16 protein-coding genes are annotated in these 14,662 nt (G+C 63.2%); 9 read left to right on the forward strand and 7 right to left on the reverse strand.

Going from position 1 to position 14,662, the window contains the following annotated elements; all coding sequences use genetic code 11:
• From APY03_RS45155 to APY03_RS37820, 4 genes are all read left to right on the forward strand, one after another.
• The coding region (locus APY03_RS45155; RefSeq protein WP_443082870.1) for a hypothetical protein at positions 1-183 on the forward strand (183 nt) is incomplete at its 5' end.
• Positions 162-560, forward strand: a complete 399-nt coding sequence (locus APY03_RS37810) for a hypothetical protein (RefSeq protein ID WP_068685658.1) — start codon at positions 162-164, stop codon at positions 558-560. The genes APY03_RS45155 and APY03_RS37810, both read left to right, overlap by 22 nt.
• Before the next feature lie 14 nt (positions 561-574).
• Positions 575-1,696, forward strand: coding sequence for a hypothetical protein (locus APY03_RS37815; RefSeq protein WP_068685660.1), 1,122 nt, complete (start codon positions 575-577; stop codon positions 1,694-1,696).
• Between the two features lie 356 nt (positions 1,697-2,052).
• Complete coding sequence (locus APY03_RS37820) at positions 2,053-2,664, forward strand: hypothetical protein (protein WP_068685663.1); 612 nt, start codon at positions 2,053-2,055, stop codon at positions 2,662-2,664.
• Between the two features lie 482 nt (positions 2,665-3,146).
• On the opposite strand, the gene APY03_RS37825 is transcribed toward APY03_RS37820, so the two are convergent.
• Both APY03_RS37825 and APY03_RS37830 read right to left on the reverse strand, forming a co-directional pair.
• Positions 3,147-3,509 carry a hypothetical protein gene (locus APY03_RS37825; RefSeq protein ID WP_146039599.1) on the reverse strand — a complete coding sequence of 121 codons (363 nt, stop codon included), beginning with the start codon at positions 3,507-3,509 and terminating at the stop codon, positions 3,147-3,149.
• Between the two features lie 165 nt (positions 3,510-3,674).
• Positions 3,675-4,055 carry a helix-turn-helix domain-containing protein gene (locus APY03_RS37830; RefSeq protein WP_083944883.1) on the reverse strand — a complete coding sequence of 127 codons (381 nt, stop codon included), beginning with the start codon at positions 4,053-4,055 and terminating at the stop codon, positions 3,675-3,677.
• A gap of 236 nt (positions 4,056-4,291) precedes the next feature.
• Between APY03_RS37830 and APY03_RS37835 the strand changes: the two genes are divergently transcribed.
• From APY03_RS37835 to APY03_RS37855, 4 genes are all read left to right on the forward strand, one after another.
• A complete protein-coding gene (locus APY03_RS37835; protein ID WP_068685676.1) occupies positions 4,292-4,735 on the forward strand; it encodes a hypothetical protein in 444 nt (147 codons plus the stop codon).
• Positions 4,735-5,625, forward strand: a complete 891-nt coding sequence (locus tag APY03_RS41030; protein WP_162487253.1) for a metallophosphoesterase — start codon at positions 4,735-4,737, stop codon at positions 5,623-5,625. The genes APY03_RS37835 and APY03_RS41030 overlap by 1 nt, the downstream gene beginning before the upstream one ends.
• Positions 5,626-5,895: 270 nt before the next feature.
• Positions 5,896-7,098 (forward strand): CAP domain-containing protein, encoded by a 1,203-nt coding sequence (locus tag APY03_RS37850; RefSeq protein ID WP_146039598.1) that lies wholly within the window; start codon positions 5,896-5,898, stop codon positions 7,096-7,098.
• Between the two features lie 20 nt (positions 7,099-7,118).
• Positions 7,119-7,565, forward strand: a complete 447-nt coding sequence (locus APY03_RS37855) for a LuxR C-terminal-related transcriptional regulator (RefSeq protein ID WP_068685680.1) — start codon at positions 7,119-7,121, stop codon at positions 7,563-7,565.
• 60 nt (positions 7,566-7,625) lie between these two features.
• On the opposite strand, the gene APY03_RS37860 is transcribed toward APY03_RS37855, so the two are convergent.
• Positions 7,626-8,171 (reverse strand): hypothetical protein, encoded by a 546-nt coding sequence (locus tag APY03_RS37860; RefSeq protein ID WP_068685682.1) that lies wholly within the window; start codon positions 8,169-8,171, stop codon positions 7,626-7,628.
• 299 nt (positions 8,172-8,470) lie between these two features.
• On the opposite strand from APY03_RS37860, the gene APY03_RS42175 reads away from it, so the two are divergent.
• Complete coding sequence (locus APY03_RS42175; protein ID WP_146039596.1) at positions 8,471-9,004, forward strand: hypothetical protein; 534 nt, start codon at positions 8,471-8,473, stop codon at positions 9,002-9,004.
• A gap of 298 nt (positions 9,005-9,302) precedes the next feature.
• Here APY03_RS42175 and APY03_RS37870 read toward each other — a convergent pair whose 3' ends face one another.
• The 4 genes from APY03_RS37870 to APY03_RS37885 all read right to left on the reverse strand — a co-directional run bounded on the left by APY03_RS37870 (position 9,303) and on the right by APY03_RS37885 (position 14,600).
• Positions 9,303-10,913 carry a type II secretion system protein gene (locus APY03_RS37870; RefSeq protein WP_068685686.1) on the reverse strand — a complete coding sequence of 537 codons (1,611 nt, stop codon included), beginning with the start codon at positions 10,911-10,913 and terminating at the stop codon, positions 9,303-9,305.
• 97 nt (positions 10,914-11,010) lie between these two features.
• Positions 11,011-11,604 (reverse strand): type 4 pilus major pilin, encoded by a 594-nt coding sequence (locus APY03_RS37875; RefSeq protein ID WP_068685689.1) that lies wholly within the window; start codon positions 11,602-11,604, stop codon positions 11,011-11,013.
• Positions 11,605-11,654: 50 nt separating this feature from the next.
• Positions 11,655-12,764 carry a hypothetical protein gene (locus APY03_RS37880; protein WP_068685691.1) on the reverse strand — a complete coding sequence of 370 codons (1,110 nt, stop codon included), beginning with the start codon at positions 12,762-12,764 and terminating at the stop codon, positions 11,655-11,657.
• On the reverse strand, positions 12,765-14,600 hold the full coding sequence (locus APY03_RS37885; protein WP_068685693.1) for an ATPase, T2SS/T4P/T4SS family: 1,836 nt from the start codon (positions 14,598-14,600) through the stop codon (positions 12,765-12,767).
• Positions 14,601-14,662: the final 62 nt, after the last annotated feature.

Consider the following 14,662-nt stretch of genomic DNA (forward strand, 5'->3'; position numbering starts at 1 on the left):
CCCACAGATCCGACGGCGTCGTTCATTGATCAGCATCTCCTTAAGTCGCATTGCGGGACCGTGAGCGACGAGCAAGAAGACTTTTTGGACGACGCAGCTGCTGCCGGCTGGCTCACCGCGGTCGTCCGTTCCAGCGACGAATTTGTGAAGGTAGTAGAGCAATGGATCCGAGACAGACCCTGATCGATGAGCACGCGCGACGGCGCATCGGCGAGGCCATGGGAGAGCCAGCAGAAATTGTCTGGCGCGTGATGGACCACGAGGAAACCAATTGCGCGAAGGAGTTCAACCGCAGCAACTCCAGGAACCCTGAGCGGGACTGCAAGGCCTGGATCGCCGAGCGCAACAAGCTGCACCCTGAGCACAAGCCCGGCTACCAGCCGCGTCCCTACGAGGTCTTCCCGAACTATCTCGGCCTGACGAACGCCGGCGCGCGCTTCGTCAACTGGGGCCTCATGCAGCTGGACGAGCCCGGCCGCGAGAACCTCGGCACGCGCATGCTCGGCGGCGAGACCGTCGTGATCGCGCTGGCGGCCATCCTTTTCCCTGAACCGACCTGAACCGCCAACGAATCATGTCCACCCTCGAACAAGTCCCCGAATCGAGCTTCCTCTTTTTCACCGGCAACGGATCCGACAAGGTCTACCAGGCGCACCTTCGCCAGAGGGATGCTGGATGGGTCGTCGACTATGGCAACGGTCCGCGCGGCGGGTCGCTGCGAACCGGGACGAAGACCGCTGTCCCCGTCGACTACGCAGTCGCCAAGAAGGCATACGACAAACTCGTGAAGGAGAAGACCCGAGACGGCTACACCACGGACCAGTCTGGCACGCTCTACACGTCGAGCGAACTGGCCGGCAGAAAGAGCGGCGAGCTGCCGCAGCTGCCCACGGCGGTCACAGACGACCAGGCCGAGCTGCTCTTCAGCGACACGCGCTGGGGTCTGCAGCAGAAGGCCGATGGCGAGAACCGCATCCTCATCGTGGAAGGCACCAAAGTCCGAGGCACGAACCGACGCGGCCTCTTCGTCGACATCCCTCAGCACTGGACAATCCCGAACGCGGGCGGCCGAACCGTCATCGCGGGCGAGCATGTCGGCGATCGCTTCATGGCGTTCGACCTCCTGGAGCTCAGGGGTCAGGACTATCGGGGCCGCCCGTTCCTGAGCCGCTTTCATGACCTCGAACAAATCGCCAGCTCGGTGCTATGGATGGAAGTGCTCGAGCTCAGCATCGCCACGGAAGACAAGCGCCGCCGCGCAGCCGAGATCCTGGCATCGAATGGGGAGGGGTTCGTCTTCAAGCGGCTCGACGCCCACTTCGAAGCCGGCCGCAGCGAACACAGCCTGAAATTCAAGTTCACCGAGACAGCGACCTGCCTCGTGCTGCGCCAAAATGCCCAGCGCTCGGTCGCGGTCGGCCTGCGCGACGACGACGGCACCGTGATCGACATGGGCAACGTCACGATCCCGCCCAATGAGGCCCTGCCCGCCGTCGGCAGCCTGGTCGAAGTGCGATACCTCTATCGATACAGCGACGGCAAATTCGAGCAGCCGGTCTTCAAGATGGCGCGGCCCGACATGACCGAAGACGCGGCCGTGCTGGCGCAGGTGACGCGGATCAAGGTGCGCGGAACAGACCCCGTCGAAGCCGAAATCGACCAAGACGAAGAGTTGCGAGAACGCCCACGCGGCTGAGCTGTCAAGCCCCCCTTTTCCCCTTGGTCTGTGCAAAGCCTTGTGGATAAAGCCCTGAGCAACCTCTCGGAGCTATGCCTGGCTTGGCCTCCATTGAGGTGCCCAAAAAAAAGGCAACAAAAGGATTTATTTTTGGCACGCCTGGCCGAGGACGAAGAGTTGGCGAAACGGCCACACGACTGAACGCCCGCTCCCCGGAGGGATCCACGTCATGAAGGCGCAGGTGGTTGCCGGCCATCAGCTGCCGGTCGAGGCCCTCTCGAAGGAGCCACCAGCCTCACCAGCTGGGATGTTGACGATCGAGATCGATCGTGATTCCATGGCGCCCCGGCCATTCGCCGGCCGCAGGAGGCCCGATGCCCTACTCGCTCCACTTCACCCGTCCGGAAGCCATTCGCTCCGCGACCAGCACGACGAGCCTCTGGAACTCCCAGAGCAACGACGCCAAATTTGAGATGGGGCACATCCTGTCGGCGGCGACCGGCCGGCGCTTCGGCAAATACCACGAGACGTGCGAGCTCGCGACAGCCGAGGATTGGCCGGTCGTTCAGGAGGTGTTCCGAATGGTGCAGGTCATTCTCGATGCTGCCAACGAACTGCTGATGCAGGTCGACGTCATCGACCACGCTGGCATGCACGAAATCAATGTGCTGATCGAGTCCTGCACGCCGGCGCATCCCGAGCGGCGCCGCAACAACACCTTCAACACCTCGATCCCACGCGCGAACCTGACGGTCGGGCAAGCCTGCGCTGCCCTCCAGGCGGAGGCCGCAAGATCGACGTTGGACATGGATGCGCTCGCGAGCGAGGTGGTCGGCGCACTCATAACACATGCCGGGTGCTACAGGACCCGTGAGCCGTTCGGCGAGTTCGAGCTGTTCACGCTTGTCGAAGGCGCGACGTATGTCTCCAACGCTACGCTCTGGGCTCCGCCCGAAGCGCAAACCGAGCCGCATCGAAGCGGCTAGTGCGCAAGGGGAAGGATGCGGAGGAGGACAACTCCGAGCGCCCCCCAATGGAAGTGAAGCCTCCGGCACCTCTCGGCTGGACGACGTCGCCCCTGAGTGCAATGATGCAGTTCCACCAATCCGGTGGCCAACCGCCCCGAGCTGATATGGACGATCAGAGTTGGAATCGCGCGCTTACCCTTCGGTCGCGTCTCGGCGATCGCATCGCCACGTCGGCCCACCCTCAAGAGTTGGGTTGTCGGTTTGGATGACGTCGTCCGCGCGGCGCTCGAATTCAACAAGGACGGTTCGTCAGAATCCTTGGACAACGTGCTGTTCGCCATGCGAGCCGACCTGATGGGCGATCTGCAAGCGGAACGACTGAGAGTGCTCAGGCCCAGCAAGGAGCTTTTCACTGCCCGCCCGGCCGCCGGCCCGCCACCTGGCCCGTTTCGACGCGCGCGGCCGGAAGGGCAATTGCTCACTGGCCGCGAGCGGAACTGCTATTCGACTTTCCCCGCGAGCCTTTGCATCAGCCTCCGCATCTCCAGCAACCCGGCCTCCTCCTCGAGCCCGTCATCGGCCACTTCGCCGCCTATCCAGCTGCGCTCGAAGATGACCTTGATCCAATCCTCACCAAACGCCTTGTAAAGCGGCAGCCTGCGCAACATCGGATGCGCCAGCACCGTGCTCACGAACTCGCGAGGGCGCTGGCGCAGGAACGGTCGCACCGTGAGCTGGCGCGGCAGAGGGACACCAGCGGGATGCGAGACCCCCGTCGATAGGTCAGTTCGCAGAGTCTTGGCGATCAGGTGACCGAACTCGGGAAACGGGCACACTGGCTTTGCCTCGAAGTTGAACGACAAATAGGCGAGGTTCCATGCCTCCAGGTCGTGCTTGAGAGCTGGAAGCGTGCTGGGCCCGCGGAACTCACCGTCGACGATCCGCCCGTATTCCTCAATCGGCCTTGCTGAATATCTCACTGGGACGCCTCACTCATGGGGGTCGAGGCTACCAGTTCGCCCCTGGCCTCAGGCTTGCTCGAGTTCGCCGTCGGCTTTTTGGGCACGAGCATTCCGGCGAGTGATCGACGGAACGGGTTTCGGAAGGCCCTCCTTCCTGTAAACGTCCGTGCCGTGTAGGGCTTCGTAGAGGAACGGCTCTGTGTAGTACAGGTAGGTCTTTGCCATCTCGGCGGGCCGCACGCGGATGGAGAGCGACCAACGCTCGAGCTCGCCGGGCGGCAGGCTCGATACGCCTCGCTCGATCTGGGAGACCGTTGTGCTGTAGGCATAGTCGAGCAGATCGGCAAGGTCGAGCTGCGTCATTCCTGCTTCCTCGCGCTTGGCTTTGAGCCAGGCACCAAAGCGCTTGCGTAAGGTCTTAGTGGTGTGCGAAACGGGTACTGTCATCGTTCCCAATTTTTTCAGGAGTGGTCCCTGCAGACCAGTCACAAGATCACAGCTGCAAGCCCCGAAGCCCGTCCTTGTTGCGTCAGAGAAACAGTTCCGGGGCTCAGTGCTTTTTGAGCGTACAGAGCGAAGCGCGCAGAAGCGATCCCACGAAGTCCCGTTATTCCGCTACGATGGCTTTCTACAAACGAGAGAGTCGTCAAAACGCTCGAGTTCGCCCGCACGAAACACCTCCCATGACCCCAACCAGCCTCGACCTCTTCAGCGAGCCAGAATACACCGGCACGCCAGCCGTCAACACCGGCGTACCTAATTCGATCACAGCTACCAGCACGGGCATGCCTCCCGAATGGGGACCGTACGCCCTTGACATGGTCTTTGCGGACCGGAAGCAGTACCGAAAGGCCCGACTGACCCCCGCGTCCTCCGCCGAGCTCGTGCGCGCGCTCTGGACGTACGCGCTCGCACGCCATGAAGCATTGTTGGCCCGGCGCTCAGCCGACAGCGGCGCCCTGTTGGGGAACCGCGCCCACGAAGACAGGCTGAACGAGGCAATGCGCGTCATCGAAAGCCACTGCATCAAGGGATGCGACGTTCCGCATGCCCGCGAGTTCGGCCCCCAATTCGACCTTCGGCACCTTGCCGGCACCTCGCCCTTCCCTATCGCGGAGGCGAACTGATGGAGCGCTTCACACGCTCTCAGCTGGCCCACCTACGAGACGAACTGACTGAGATCGCCGCTGCATCGCCGCGCTTCATCCGTCAAGATTGCAACGTAATAGGGCGCGACTTCGTGATCGGAGACACACATGGTGCCTTCGATCAGGTTTGGAATGCCATGCGGCTCGCCGGATTCGATCGCGCCCGGGATCGACTCTTCAGCGTCGGAGACCTGGTCGACCGCGGGGAGGGCTCCCACCGCGCCGGGCGCTTCCTCGCGCAGCCGTATGTCTTTGCCGTCCGAGGCAACCACGAGGCCGACCTGATCGACCTCCACATGGATAACGACGATCCGGACGAGGCGCTCGAAGTCCTTGCGCGCATCAACTTCAATGGCATGGGCTGGATCGCCAAGCTCACAGCGAAGGAGCGGGGCGAGCTGCTCAAGCGATTCGCCGCCCTCCCCTATGCGATGGAAGTCCGAAGTCCACGCGGCACCGTCGGCGTGCTGCACGGCGAGGTCCCCCGCGGCATGGACTGGGAGGATTTCGTCGCGGGCCTGGAGGAAGGCGATGCCGACGTGCTGGAATCATGTCTGCGCGGCCGCAAGCGCCTGAAGCACGGCGACACGCGTGGCGTACCCGGCATCGGCCGCATCTTCGCAGGCCACACGCCCCAGTTTGGCGGCGCCGCGCGCCTGGGGAACTGTTTCGCGATTGATACGGGCGCAGTTTTCGCCGAGATCTCGGATCGACCAGGCGCATCGCTCACGATCGCAAACATCGCCTTCCAAACCAGCGAACTGGCGCGGCCTCGCGAGGAAGGCATCGTCCGTCTGCACCACCAGGTTACTGCCGCGCCGTTCGGGCCCTATGCGGAACCCGAGCAGGCGTCCGCGCCGCGTGCGTAGGGCGTTCGCACGCAAATCTTTGAGGCGGTCTGGCCTCTCGCAAAGCTGACGGGGACGCTGATCTGCGACGCCCCGGCAACACAAGCTGCGGATTCGGCTGAGAAGTTAGTACCAAGGAAATAAGCCTTGAGCGACGAGGCGGAACAACCCGACGCTTTGAGCAATTTTTATTTGCGACTTGCACTTACGCGAATTAACTCCGCACGGATACTATGAATCGTCATTAATTTCTTCGACGATATCATGCAGAAAAAGGTTCTCACTCCCATCGTGCTGGCTCTGGCGGCTCTCACCCTGGTCGCCTGCGGCGGCGGTGGCGGTGGCGGCGGTGGCAGCTTTGCACTCCCGGTTGCTGGGACTGGCACCGCACCGAGCTCGGACGCAGCAGCGCCGGTCGCGCCGGCAGCGCCTGCCGCACCGACCGACACGGCGGGGGGCGGCACCGGTAATACTGGCAACACTGGGGGCAACGGCGGCAACACCGGCGTGGTCCCTACCCTGCCGAGCAGCGGCGACTCGACGCTCGTGACGAGCATCAACGCGGCCACTTACGCGGACAGCTCGGAAGAGCTCGCGGCATTCACGCGGCTCAACGCCGAGCGCCTGAAGTGCGGCTTTGGTCTCCTACAGCAGAACCAGCAGCTCGACGTAGCTGCCGCAGGACATGCGAACTACCTGCTGCGCAACAACATGGCCGGTCACTTCCAGAATCCTGCGGACTCCTTCTTCACGGGCAACAACGCGCTTGACCGTGCTCTGGCCGCCGGTTACTCGCCGAAATTGGTTCTCGACGACAACTCGGACGTGACGGGCACCGGGGCAAACCTGATCACCGGCCGCGGCATCGAATCCGTTCGCAGCCTGCTGAGCGCGCCATACCATGCGCTGAGCCTGCTGAGCTCCGAGCTCGACATCGGCATCTCGATCATGAGCAGCGACACGACCGGAACCACCGGCACCCATGGCCCGCGCTCTATCTCCCAGTTCAACCTTGCCCTGGCGCAGGGCGCCTTCTCGCAGAAGCCGAACAGCGCCGCCGTGCAGACCTATCCATGCGATGGCACTGTGGGCACCGCGCATACCCTTCGCAACGAGAGCCCGAACCCGATTCCCGGTCGTGATCTGAACGTCAACCCGATCGGCCAGCCGATCATCGTCGTGGTCCGCCCCGGCCAAGGCATCGCGATCTCGAGCGCCACAATGAAGGAAAAGGCCAGCGGAGCGATCGTGACCCTCCGACCTGTCATGACGAAGGCAAACGACGCCAATGGCATGCTGAATCCCAGCCAGGCTGTCCTGATGCCCGACGCACCGCTGACCCCGAACACGGAATACGAGGTGAGCATCGCCGGCACAAACACCACGCTGACCTTCGACGGCACGAACTGGAACAGCACGGGCACGAATCCGGCGATCACCGACAACGCCACTGGCGCGTTCAACAAGACGTTCTCGTTCACGACCGGCAGCTAAGCGCACCCGCCAGTCACCCATTGAACAGCAGCGCCACCTGCGGGCGGGTCGAGTACCCTCCCGCAGGTGGCGTTTTCACTGGATGGCCTTCGGAAGGTCTGGCCGCCAAGGCGATCCACCTGGGCGCAAAGGGACACATTCAGACTGACGCTCGCCGAGCGCAGTTCCTGGAGGCGAGTCGGGCGCTTGCTGCGGGGCGCACCCATCTCACGGCGGCGCTGGCTGAGCAGCTCAACGATGCCAGCGGCAAGCAGGAGGTGAAGGCACCGCATGAGATGCTCTCGGATCGCGAGTTCCAGGTCTTCATGAAACTTGCCCAAGGTAGCAACACCCTCGAAGTCGCGAAAGCCCTGGGTGTGAGCGCAAAGACGGTGTCGACCTACCGGCTACGTATGATGGAGAAGATGGGCATGACCAGCAACAGCGAGCTCACCTACTACGCGATGAAGATCGGACTCATCGCGTGAGCCTCTATCGATGAGGTGGTTCGGCCTAGCCCTGCCGGTTCATGGGGCTGGACCCGTGAATCAGTAGGGCGCCCCGCCGGCAATCAGGTTCCAGCACGGGCCATCGGACATGTACGCCGGAACGCCCATTGCGGCCTGCTGGGTCTGGCAAACGTTGTGCTGGACCTGACGGGTGTATTCCCAGGCCGTACGCGCGTTGCCCTTCAGATCCTGCTGCACGGCAGTCGTGTAGCTGTTGGCAGTGGCCAGCACCCAATCGCCGTGTTGGTAGGCAATGTCCGCAGCGCTGGCGGCATAGTTCGCCGTGTTCTGAGCACTGGCGCCCACAGCCACCGCATAGTTCGCCGTCTCCTGGGCAGAGGCGCCCACACTCACCGCGTACGTTGCCGTGTTGTTGGCGACGCTCGCGGTCCACTGGGCGTTGTTGATGCCGTTGTTCAGGTTCGCAACGACCTGGTTGATCGGGGCAGCAGTCACTTGCCTGCCCGCAGTCGAGTTCGCAACTTGGAAGCTCTGCGCCGCCGCGGGGACGGCCGAGAAAGCAATGGCACCCGCAGCAAGAAGCTGGAGCGATCGAGAAACAACGCGCAACTTGAGAATTTCCATTTCTCTACCTATTTGTGTCTCAGAACAGCATCGCAATTCATTGACAATAATCCGTTTGTGACTTACGACGTGCACGGAGTGTAACCGCCATGGTACTTTGTCGTTAATTTTTTTCGGCAGCGGGTGCATTTTTTGCGGCCGCCGAGCGAGTGCCCATTGATAGCCTCGGTGGAGATCAGGCATCCACCGCCACAACTTGGCTAGCAGCCCGATGGGCCCACTGTCCCAACATGAGAACTTTCGCTTGCAGGCGCGGGGTTGCATGTTCCATACTTCGACTCCTTTAACCGGAGAAGAACTTGAAGCAAAAGATTGCAGCGCTGATTGCGTGCGGCTTAGTCGCGGGCGCATTGACATCAACTGGAGCGCTTGCCAAGGACAAGGACGCCGACCAGCCCCTAAAAGTTGTGGACGCTGCGGGCCACTTCGTTGGGCGACTGTATGGAAATGCGAAGGGAGACTTTGTAGTAATCCGCTTCGGCAACGCGCTGGGATCGCTCCGGCTTGTGGAAGACGGGCCGTATTTGATGCCTTCGGAATCAACGGTGTTTTCGGCTGCTCCGCACTGCGCTGGTTCGTGGGTGATACCTGCCGGCGGCTCAGTGCCAGGAACTGGCCTCCCCTCCATGCCGGCGATCGGCAGCGTCAAGGGGGCGGATCAGCGGTTCACGCTTTACATACCTACGAGTTCGACTGTGCATCGCATCACGATCTACTCTCAGGGCCAGTACGGCGGCCCGTGCAACCAATTCAACCCTATTCCTTTGTACGGCGTCCCAGCTGAAGCAGCCTCGCTGGACTCCTACTTCGTATTGCCCTTCCATATCGAGTAGCCGCGGGCCTCTCTGCGAGCCCCCCGCTCGCTCAGTAGCCCTGCTGCTGCTGCCTGGCCGGCTGAAGATTAGCTGTCGGTCCCGAGTGGCACACGAGGGACGGCCGGCAGTCAGCAACTGCGACTTGGGTAGCCTGAGCAGTCGGCGCTTATCGGTTGGCGGAGCGAGCAAAAACCCAACCCGGTTTTCTTAGCCAAAGATGCCCACAACTCATTTTTTTTAGTAAAACTGGGGGTCCACACAGGGTGAAAATGACCACAACTTTAGGAAACTACCGGGGGTTTGAGCCACACGGGCGTCACGGAAAATAGCAGTACGTATGCGCAATAGCGCTTGCACCTTCCAGCGGCCCCGATGCTCCCGTCAGCAGCCTCACCTGCCAGACGGCCCCCAAATCACTCGCGAAGCGCGCAAATCCCCCGTCGACCGTTGATTCGGTCTTTGGGATCAGCTGGATGATGGCCGAAGCCGCCGGGTTCCCTGGATTGGCGCACACCGGCTTGACCACAATCTGGGTGTCGACGACCTCCTCCGACTTCACGAAGACCAGGTTGGTCGTGATGTCCTCCATCCGCTTCCAGACCGCGCCGCCGCCCTGCGGGTTCGCGCGACACAGCATCGCCTTCTTCCTCCCCGCTATGGCCGCGGAGTAGCCGACCTGGCCCGCGGTAGCGCATGCCGTGTTGTCGAACGCCGGCTCGAGGAACTGCTTCATGGATGTCCAGCGCGCACCCGTGCAGTAGAGCGTAAGGCCGTCCGGGTCCTGTGCACCCTGCCCCTCGAGCGCGCATGCTCCTCCGTCGACCGCCGAAGTGGTGAGAGGGGTCCACCGGCCGGACGAACACACCACGAGCGAGCCAGAAGCCTCCGTTGCCGAGAGCCCCAGCGCGCCAGCTTCGATGCACGCCGTTCCTCTCGTGTAGCTACCGGTCGGAATCAGCCGCCGGCCAGCCAAGCGGCCGGACGTCACCACCGCAGCCTCGCCTCCGCTGTTCGTCGTCATGGCCACATAGTTGCCGTTCGCGCCGGTGAATCCAGCGCCCAGGTCGGTGGCCACGATGTTGCCGCTTGCGACCATGTCTTGCGCGTTCACACCCTTCAAGCCCGCTGGCACGGCTACAGGATCCGCGCCGCCGAATCCGCCGTTGCCCGCGACGCTCATGTTGCCGCCGGCAGCCACGTTGCCGGTCAGGCTCGAGGTTCCGGTGATGGTCAGGTTGCCTTGGGCGCTCAGGTCTCCCTGCAGGTCAGGATTTCGCGGATCGCGAACGCGAACGAACTGCTGGAACATGGCCGTGTTCAGCGTCGCACTTCCGCAGACAGTGCCCGCCACAGCTCCGTTGGGATTGACCATGTTCAGGGCCGGCCCTCGGATCGTGGCCGGTGTCGTGTACGACGACTGGCCGCCCGTGCCGTCCAGTTGGTCGACCATGACCTGCGCCAGGTCGTAGCGGATCGCTGTCGCGCCGAGCGACACGCCGGTCGTCGTGCACACGGTCGTGACGATGTTGCATCCCGCACCCGGGCAGCTGGTCTTGATGACGTCCACGCGTAGGCTCTGCCTGGTGGGCATGGCACCGGCTGTGCTCGGGAATCCACTCGGCAGCAGGTTCTCGGCAACCAGCTCGGCGATGGTGGGTGCCAGGTCGTCGGCTGTGGTCGTGACGTCCGTGCCATTGGCGAGCTCGTCGAAGTGGCTCAGCGCGTGCTGTTCCGCCGCGCCCGCAACTTGCCTGATGAACGTGCCCGCGGCGCGCGCAATCTGCTCCTCCGATTCCTTGGCGATTCGCGCCTGCGCATAGATGCCGAGGATGGCCGCGATGCTGAGTGCAACGATCAGCTCGACCAGGGTGAAGCCTCGCTGAGCGCTTCGAACGCGCATGGCAATGGGCAGAGTGCGGTAGGTCATTGAACGAAGGTAGGGAGCAATTGGAGAGCCATCCGGTCGCGCCGAAGAGGCCTTGCTGGTGCCCGCCTCCACCTGGAGCCGGGCAAGCCGGCGCCGATCAGCGGAAGGTGAAGACGAACGTGTTCGTGTCGCCGTCCGTGCAGGCGTTCTGCGCGATGCCGCCGTTGTAGGTGTTGCCGACCGCCTTCGCTGCGGCGCCATTGATCGTTATGACTTCTGCAACGCGCGACAGCTGCGCGGCGAGACCAGGGCACGCGGCATTGTTCACAGTGGGCAAGCTCACCGTGAAGGAATCGCCAGATGTTGTGATCGTGGATGAGGCCACTGTGATCTGCGAGCCGGTCTCGCCCAGATCGTGCTGCACGGTTGCCGAGGCGCCGTTGCCATTCACTGTCAGCGCGGACGACAGGCCACGCGCCGTGTTGGCGAAGATTGCCGTTGCAGCGGCACCGACGCCCAGGTTGTTGTAGGGCGTCACGCCCTGGCCTGCGAAGTTGCCGCGAATCGAGGTGACGGTCTTGTTGATGTCGTTCGCGGTTGGCTCCACCTTGCCGTTGATGATCACGCCGCGGGCGTAGGGCACGGCGAACAGTGCGAGCAGCGCGCCGATTGCGATCACGACGATCAGCTCCACCAGGGTGAAGCCCTTGGCCTTGTTCAGGGACGCGGCACGGGTGCTACGGAGGTTCATTTTTGTCAGTCCTTCGGTTTGAAAGTTGGAATGGGGGTGGTCGAAACTGGTCACTTGGTGCTGTAGTAGGCGGACATGACGCCCTTCATCTCGTAGATGACGCCGAACTGGGTGGCCATGACTCCGACCACGCAGCACACCGCGGAGATCAGCATCACCCAGCGATAGACCGCCATGCGCTTCAGGATCCGCGCGAGCATCGTCTTCTCGACATAGCGCCCGGTCTCCTCGAAGCCCTCGGAGAAGCCACGGGCCTCCTGCATGTCCTGGAGGAAGTAGTACATCTCCATCGAGAGCAGGTTCGTGCGGAACGCCTCAGTGCCGACGGCACCGGTGGCGTCCACGCCTTCGGCGATCTGCTCAACGCGCCAGCGCAGCCAGGGTGAGCGCACGGAGCGGGCGAACGTGCTGAGCGATTCGCTCAGGGTGAACATTGTGTTGCCCCGCTTGCGCGTGAGCGTGGCCATCGTGGCCAGGAAGAGCGCGCCCTTCACGTCTCGCACCACCCGGTACAAGGCCACGTGCTCGTCGAGCCAGTCGCGCAGGCCGCCGGTCAGGTTGTTGAGGGTCCAATGGAGCGTCACGATGACGCAGATCAGCAGCAGCACCCCATACAGGCCATAGCTCTGCACGTTGGCGGCCCAGGCATTGAAGAAGGTGCCCTTGGGGCCCCACTGGTCCAGTGGGATGAACGAGTAGATGTCCTGGAGCTTGTGCGCCGAGAACCACGGGAACACGGTCAGCATTACGAGTGCGATCGTCAGGCCCACCGCCGCGGCTGCCAGCGTGCCCACCGATTCGTTGCGCACCTGGTCGGACAAACGGGCGATACGGGCCACGTCGCGCAATGCCGCCAGCAGAGCGCCGGCGCCCGCGTCCTGCGCCACGTCGATGATGGCCACCTCGTCGTCCGGGAGCGTGCCGCGCCAGGCCGCCGACAGGTTTGCACCGTTGGTGGAATACTCCTCCGCCCAGTAGGCAGAGAGCTTGGCGCGCGCGGTCGACCCGTAACGATCGGCATCCTTCTCGAAGATTCCCAGGAGCTTGATGTCGCCCTTGCCGCCGTCGAGCTTGTCGGCGATGTAGGTGTAGTAGTCCGCACGTTGGCGGCGGAACTTCGCGGCCGCCTGGCGGATGGCGAACGGAACCTTGACGCTCATTTAGACGCCCTCCCGCCCGCCACTGGCGACCGACGCATGAATAGGAACCACCGCGGCTGACGCAGCGCGAGGCAAGGCGTAGCTCTCAGGGACCGGAACCGAACTCGTGTTGCGGCGCGCAGCGACCGCGCGTTCGTGGTCCCGGCGGTTCTCGACGGTCTCGAAGCTCATGAAACGAGGCTCGATCTCACGCGGGTCGATCAGGCCGACGTACTTGCCATCGTCGGTCGTGCCACGGACAGCCTTGTAGATCGCACATTCCATCGTGTTCTTGCCCACAAGGTTCTCGTCATCAAACCGGTTGGACGCCATGGAGCGCCAGTACTTGAAGAGCTTCAGCGCGCCGTCGGGAGCACCGATGTACTCGAGCATCTGCTCGTCCGGCTCGACCATCTCACTGACCACCGTGCGGCCGGAGAACCCGTTCAGCTCGGGCAATTCATCCTTGATGCAGAACTTGCAGCCGCGCGAGTTGCGCATGCGGTAGACGTCGCGGCTGATGCCATAGAGGCGCTCCAGGCGATCGAAATACCGGTTGTGCGCGGCGAGCTGCTCGGGGTTGAGCGTGAATGCGTGGGAGTAGTCGTTGGGCGACAGCGCGCAATGAGGACAGTTGGTGGGCAGCAGGGCCTGGTACACCAGGAGCTTCAGAATTCCCGGGGTGGCCAGCACTTCGCGGTTGATCGCGATGGCGGGCGACGCGAATCGCTCGGCGATGCCGAGGCTGGAGCGGGCGTGGGTCGTCGTGTAGACGCTATGGCCCGACTCGACCACCTGGCGAGCCACCAGGCCCGTTTCGCGGTCGCGGATCTCACCCAGGTACAGCGCATCGAGCGCCGAGCGGTAGAGCGCCCGGGTCGCGGACAGGAAGGACTTGTCGTCGCCGGCCTGCGCCAGGTCGCGCGTGATGGTCTTCTGGTACGCGTTCTTGAGCTCGAGCTCCACCGGATCCTCGAACGACTGGATCTTGATGTCAGTGGGCAGCATGTTGATCATCTGCACCAGCGAGGTCGACTTGCCCGAGCCCACCACGCCGGCGAGCACCACCATGCCGCCTTCGGAATTGATCACCCGGCGGATGATGTCCATCTGGCTCTGCAGGTAGCCAGCTTCGTCAAGAGAACGGATTGCCGCTGACTCGCCCAGGCGCTGGATCCGGGTGGTGACCACCACGCCCTTGTCGATGGCCATGCCGCTCCAGCGCAGGCGCACTCGCGCGCCGTCAGGGATCGCTGCGCTGCGCGGCAGATTGATCTTCACCAGCGCCTGCTGCTCGACCTTCATGTCGAACTGCGGCGACGCTCCGCCGCCCGACTTCTGCCAGGCAATGCCCAGCATGGCGATCACCGTGTCGGTCGGCAGCAGGAAACGCTCCGGACGGATGTAGCGACCGCCGATCTTGAAGCAGATCTGGCTCTTCGCGGCTTCCCGGTCGACGGCGAAGTCGATGTCGTCCGCCTTGTTGGCATAGGCCCAGGACACCACGTCGGTGAACGCCGACATGAGCGCGTTCTTCGTCGGGTCGCGCGAGACGTCTCGCTCGAACTGGAGGCTCGACTGGGTGATATCGCCCTGCGAGAGCGCCATCACGAGACCCGAGCTCGCGAAGTGGCCCTGGATATGGGCATCGACCAAATGGAAGTTGCGCTTGGCGAGCTGGTTGACGACAGCCTCGACTTCCTCGCGCTTGGCCTTTTCCTTGTCCACGAACAGCATAACGACCTTGTCGGTCGCGCGCACCTTCGCGACTGCGATCGATGCATAGAGGTGAGGCGCGAGCTTCACTTCCTCGTTGATCACCTTGTCGAACAGAATCTTGGCCAGGTCGTCAGCCATCGCGATAGGCGTGCGGCTGAACCGAACACCGCCCCAGTTGGACACGTCGGAGCCCTCCGGCG

It is taken from the genome of Variovorax sp. WDL1, from assembly GCF_001541225.1.
Lineage (GTDB): Bacteria > Pseudomonadota > Gammaproteobacteria > Burkholderiales > Burkholderiaceae_C > Variovorax.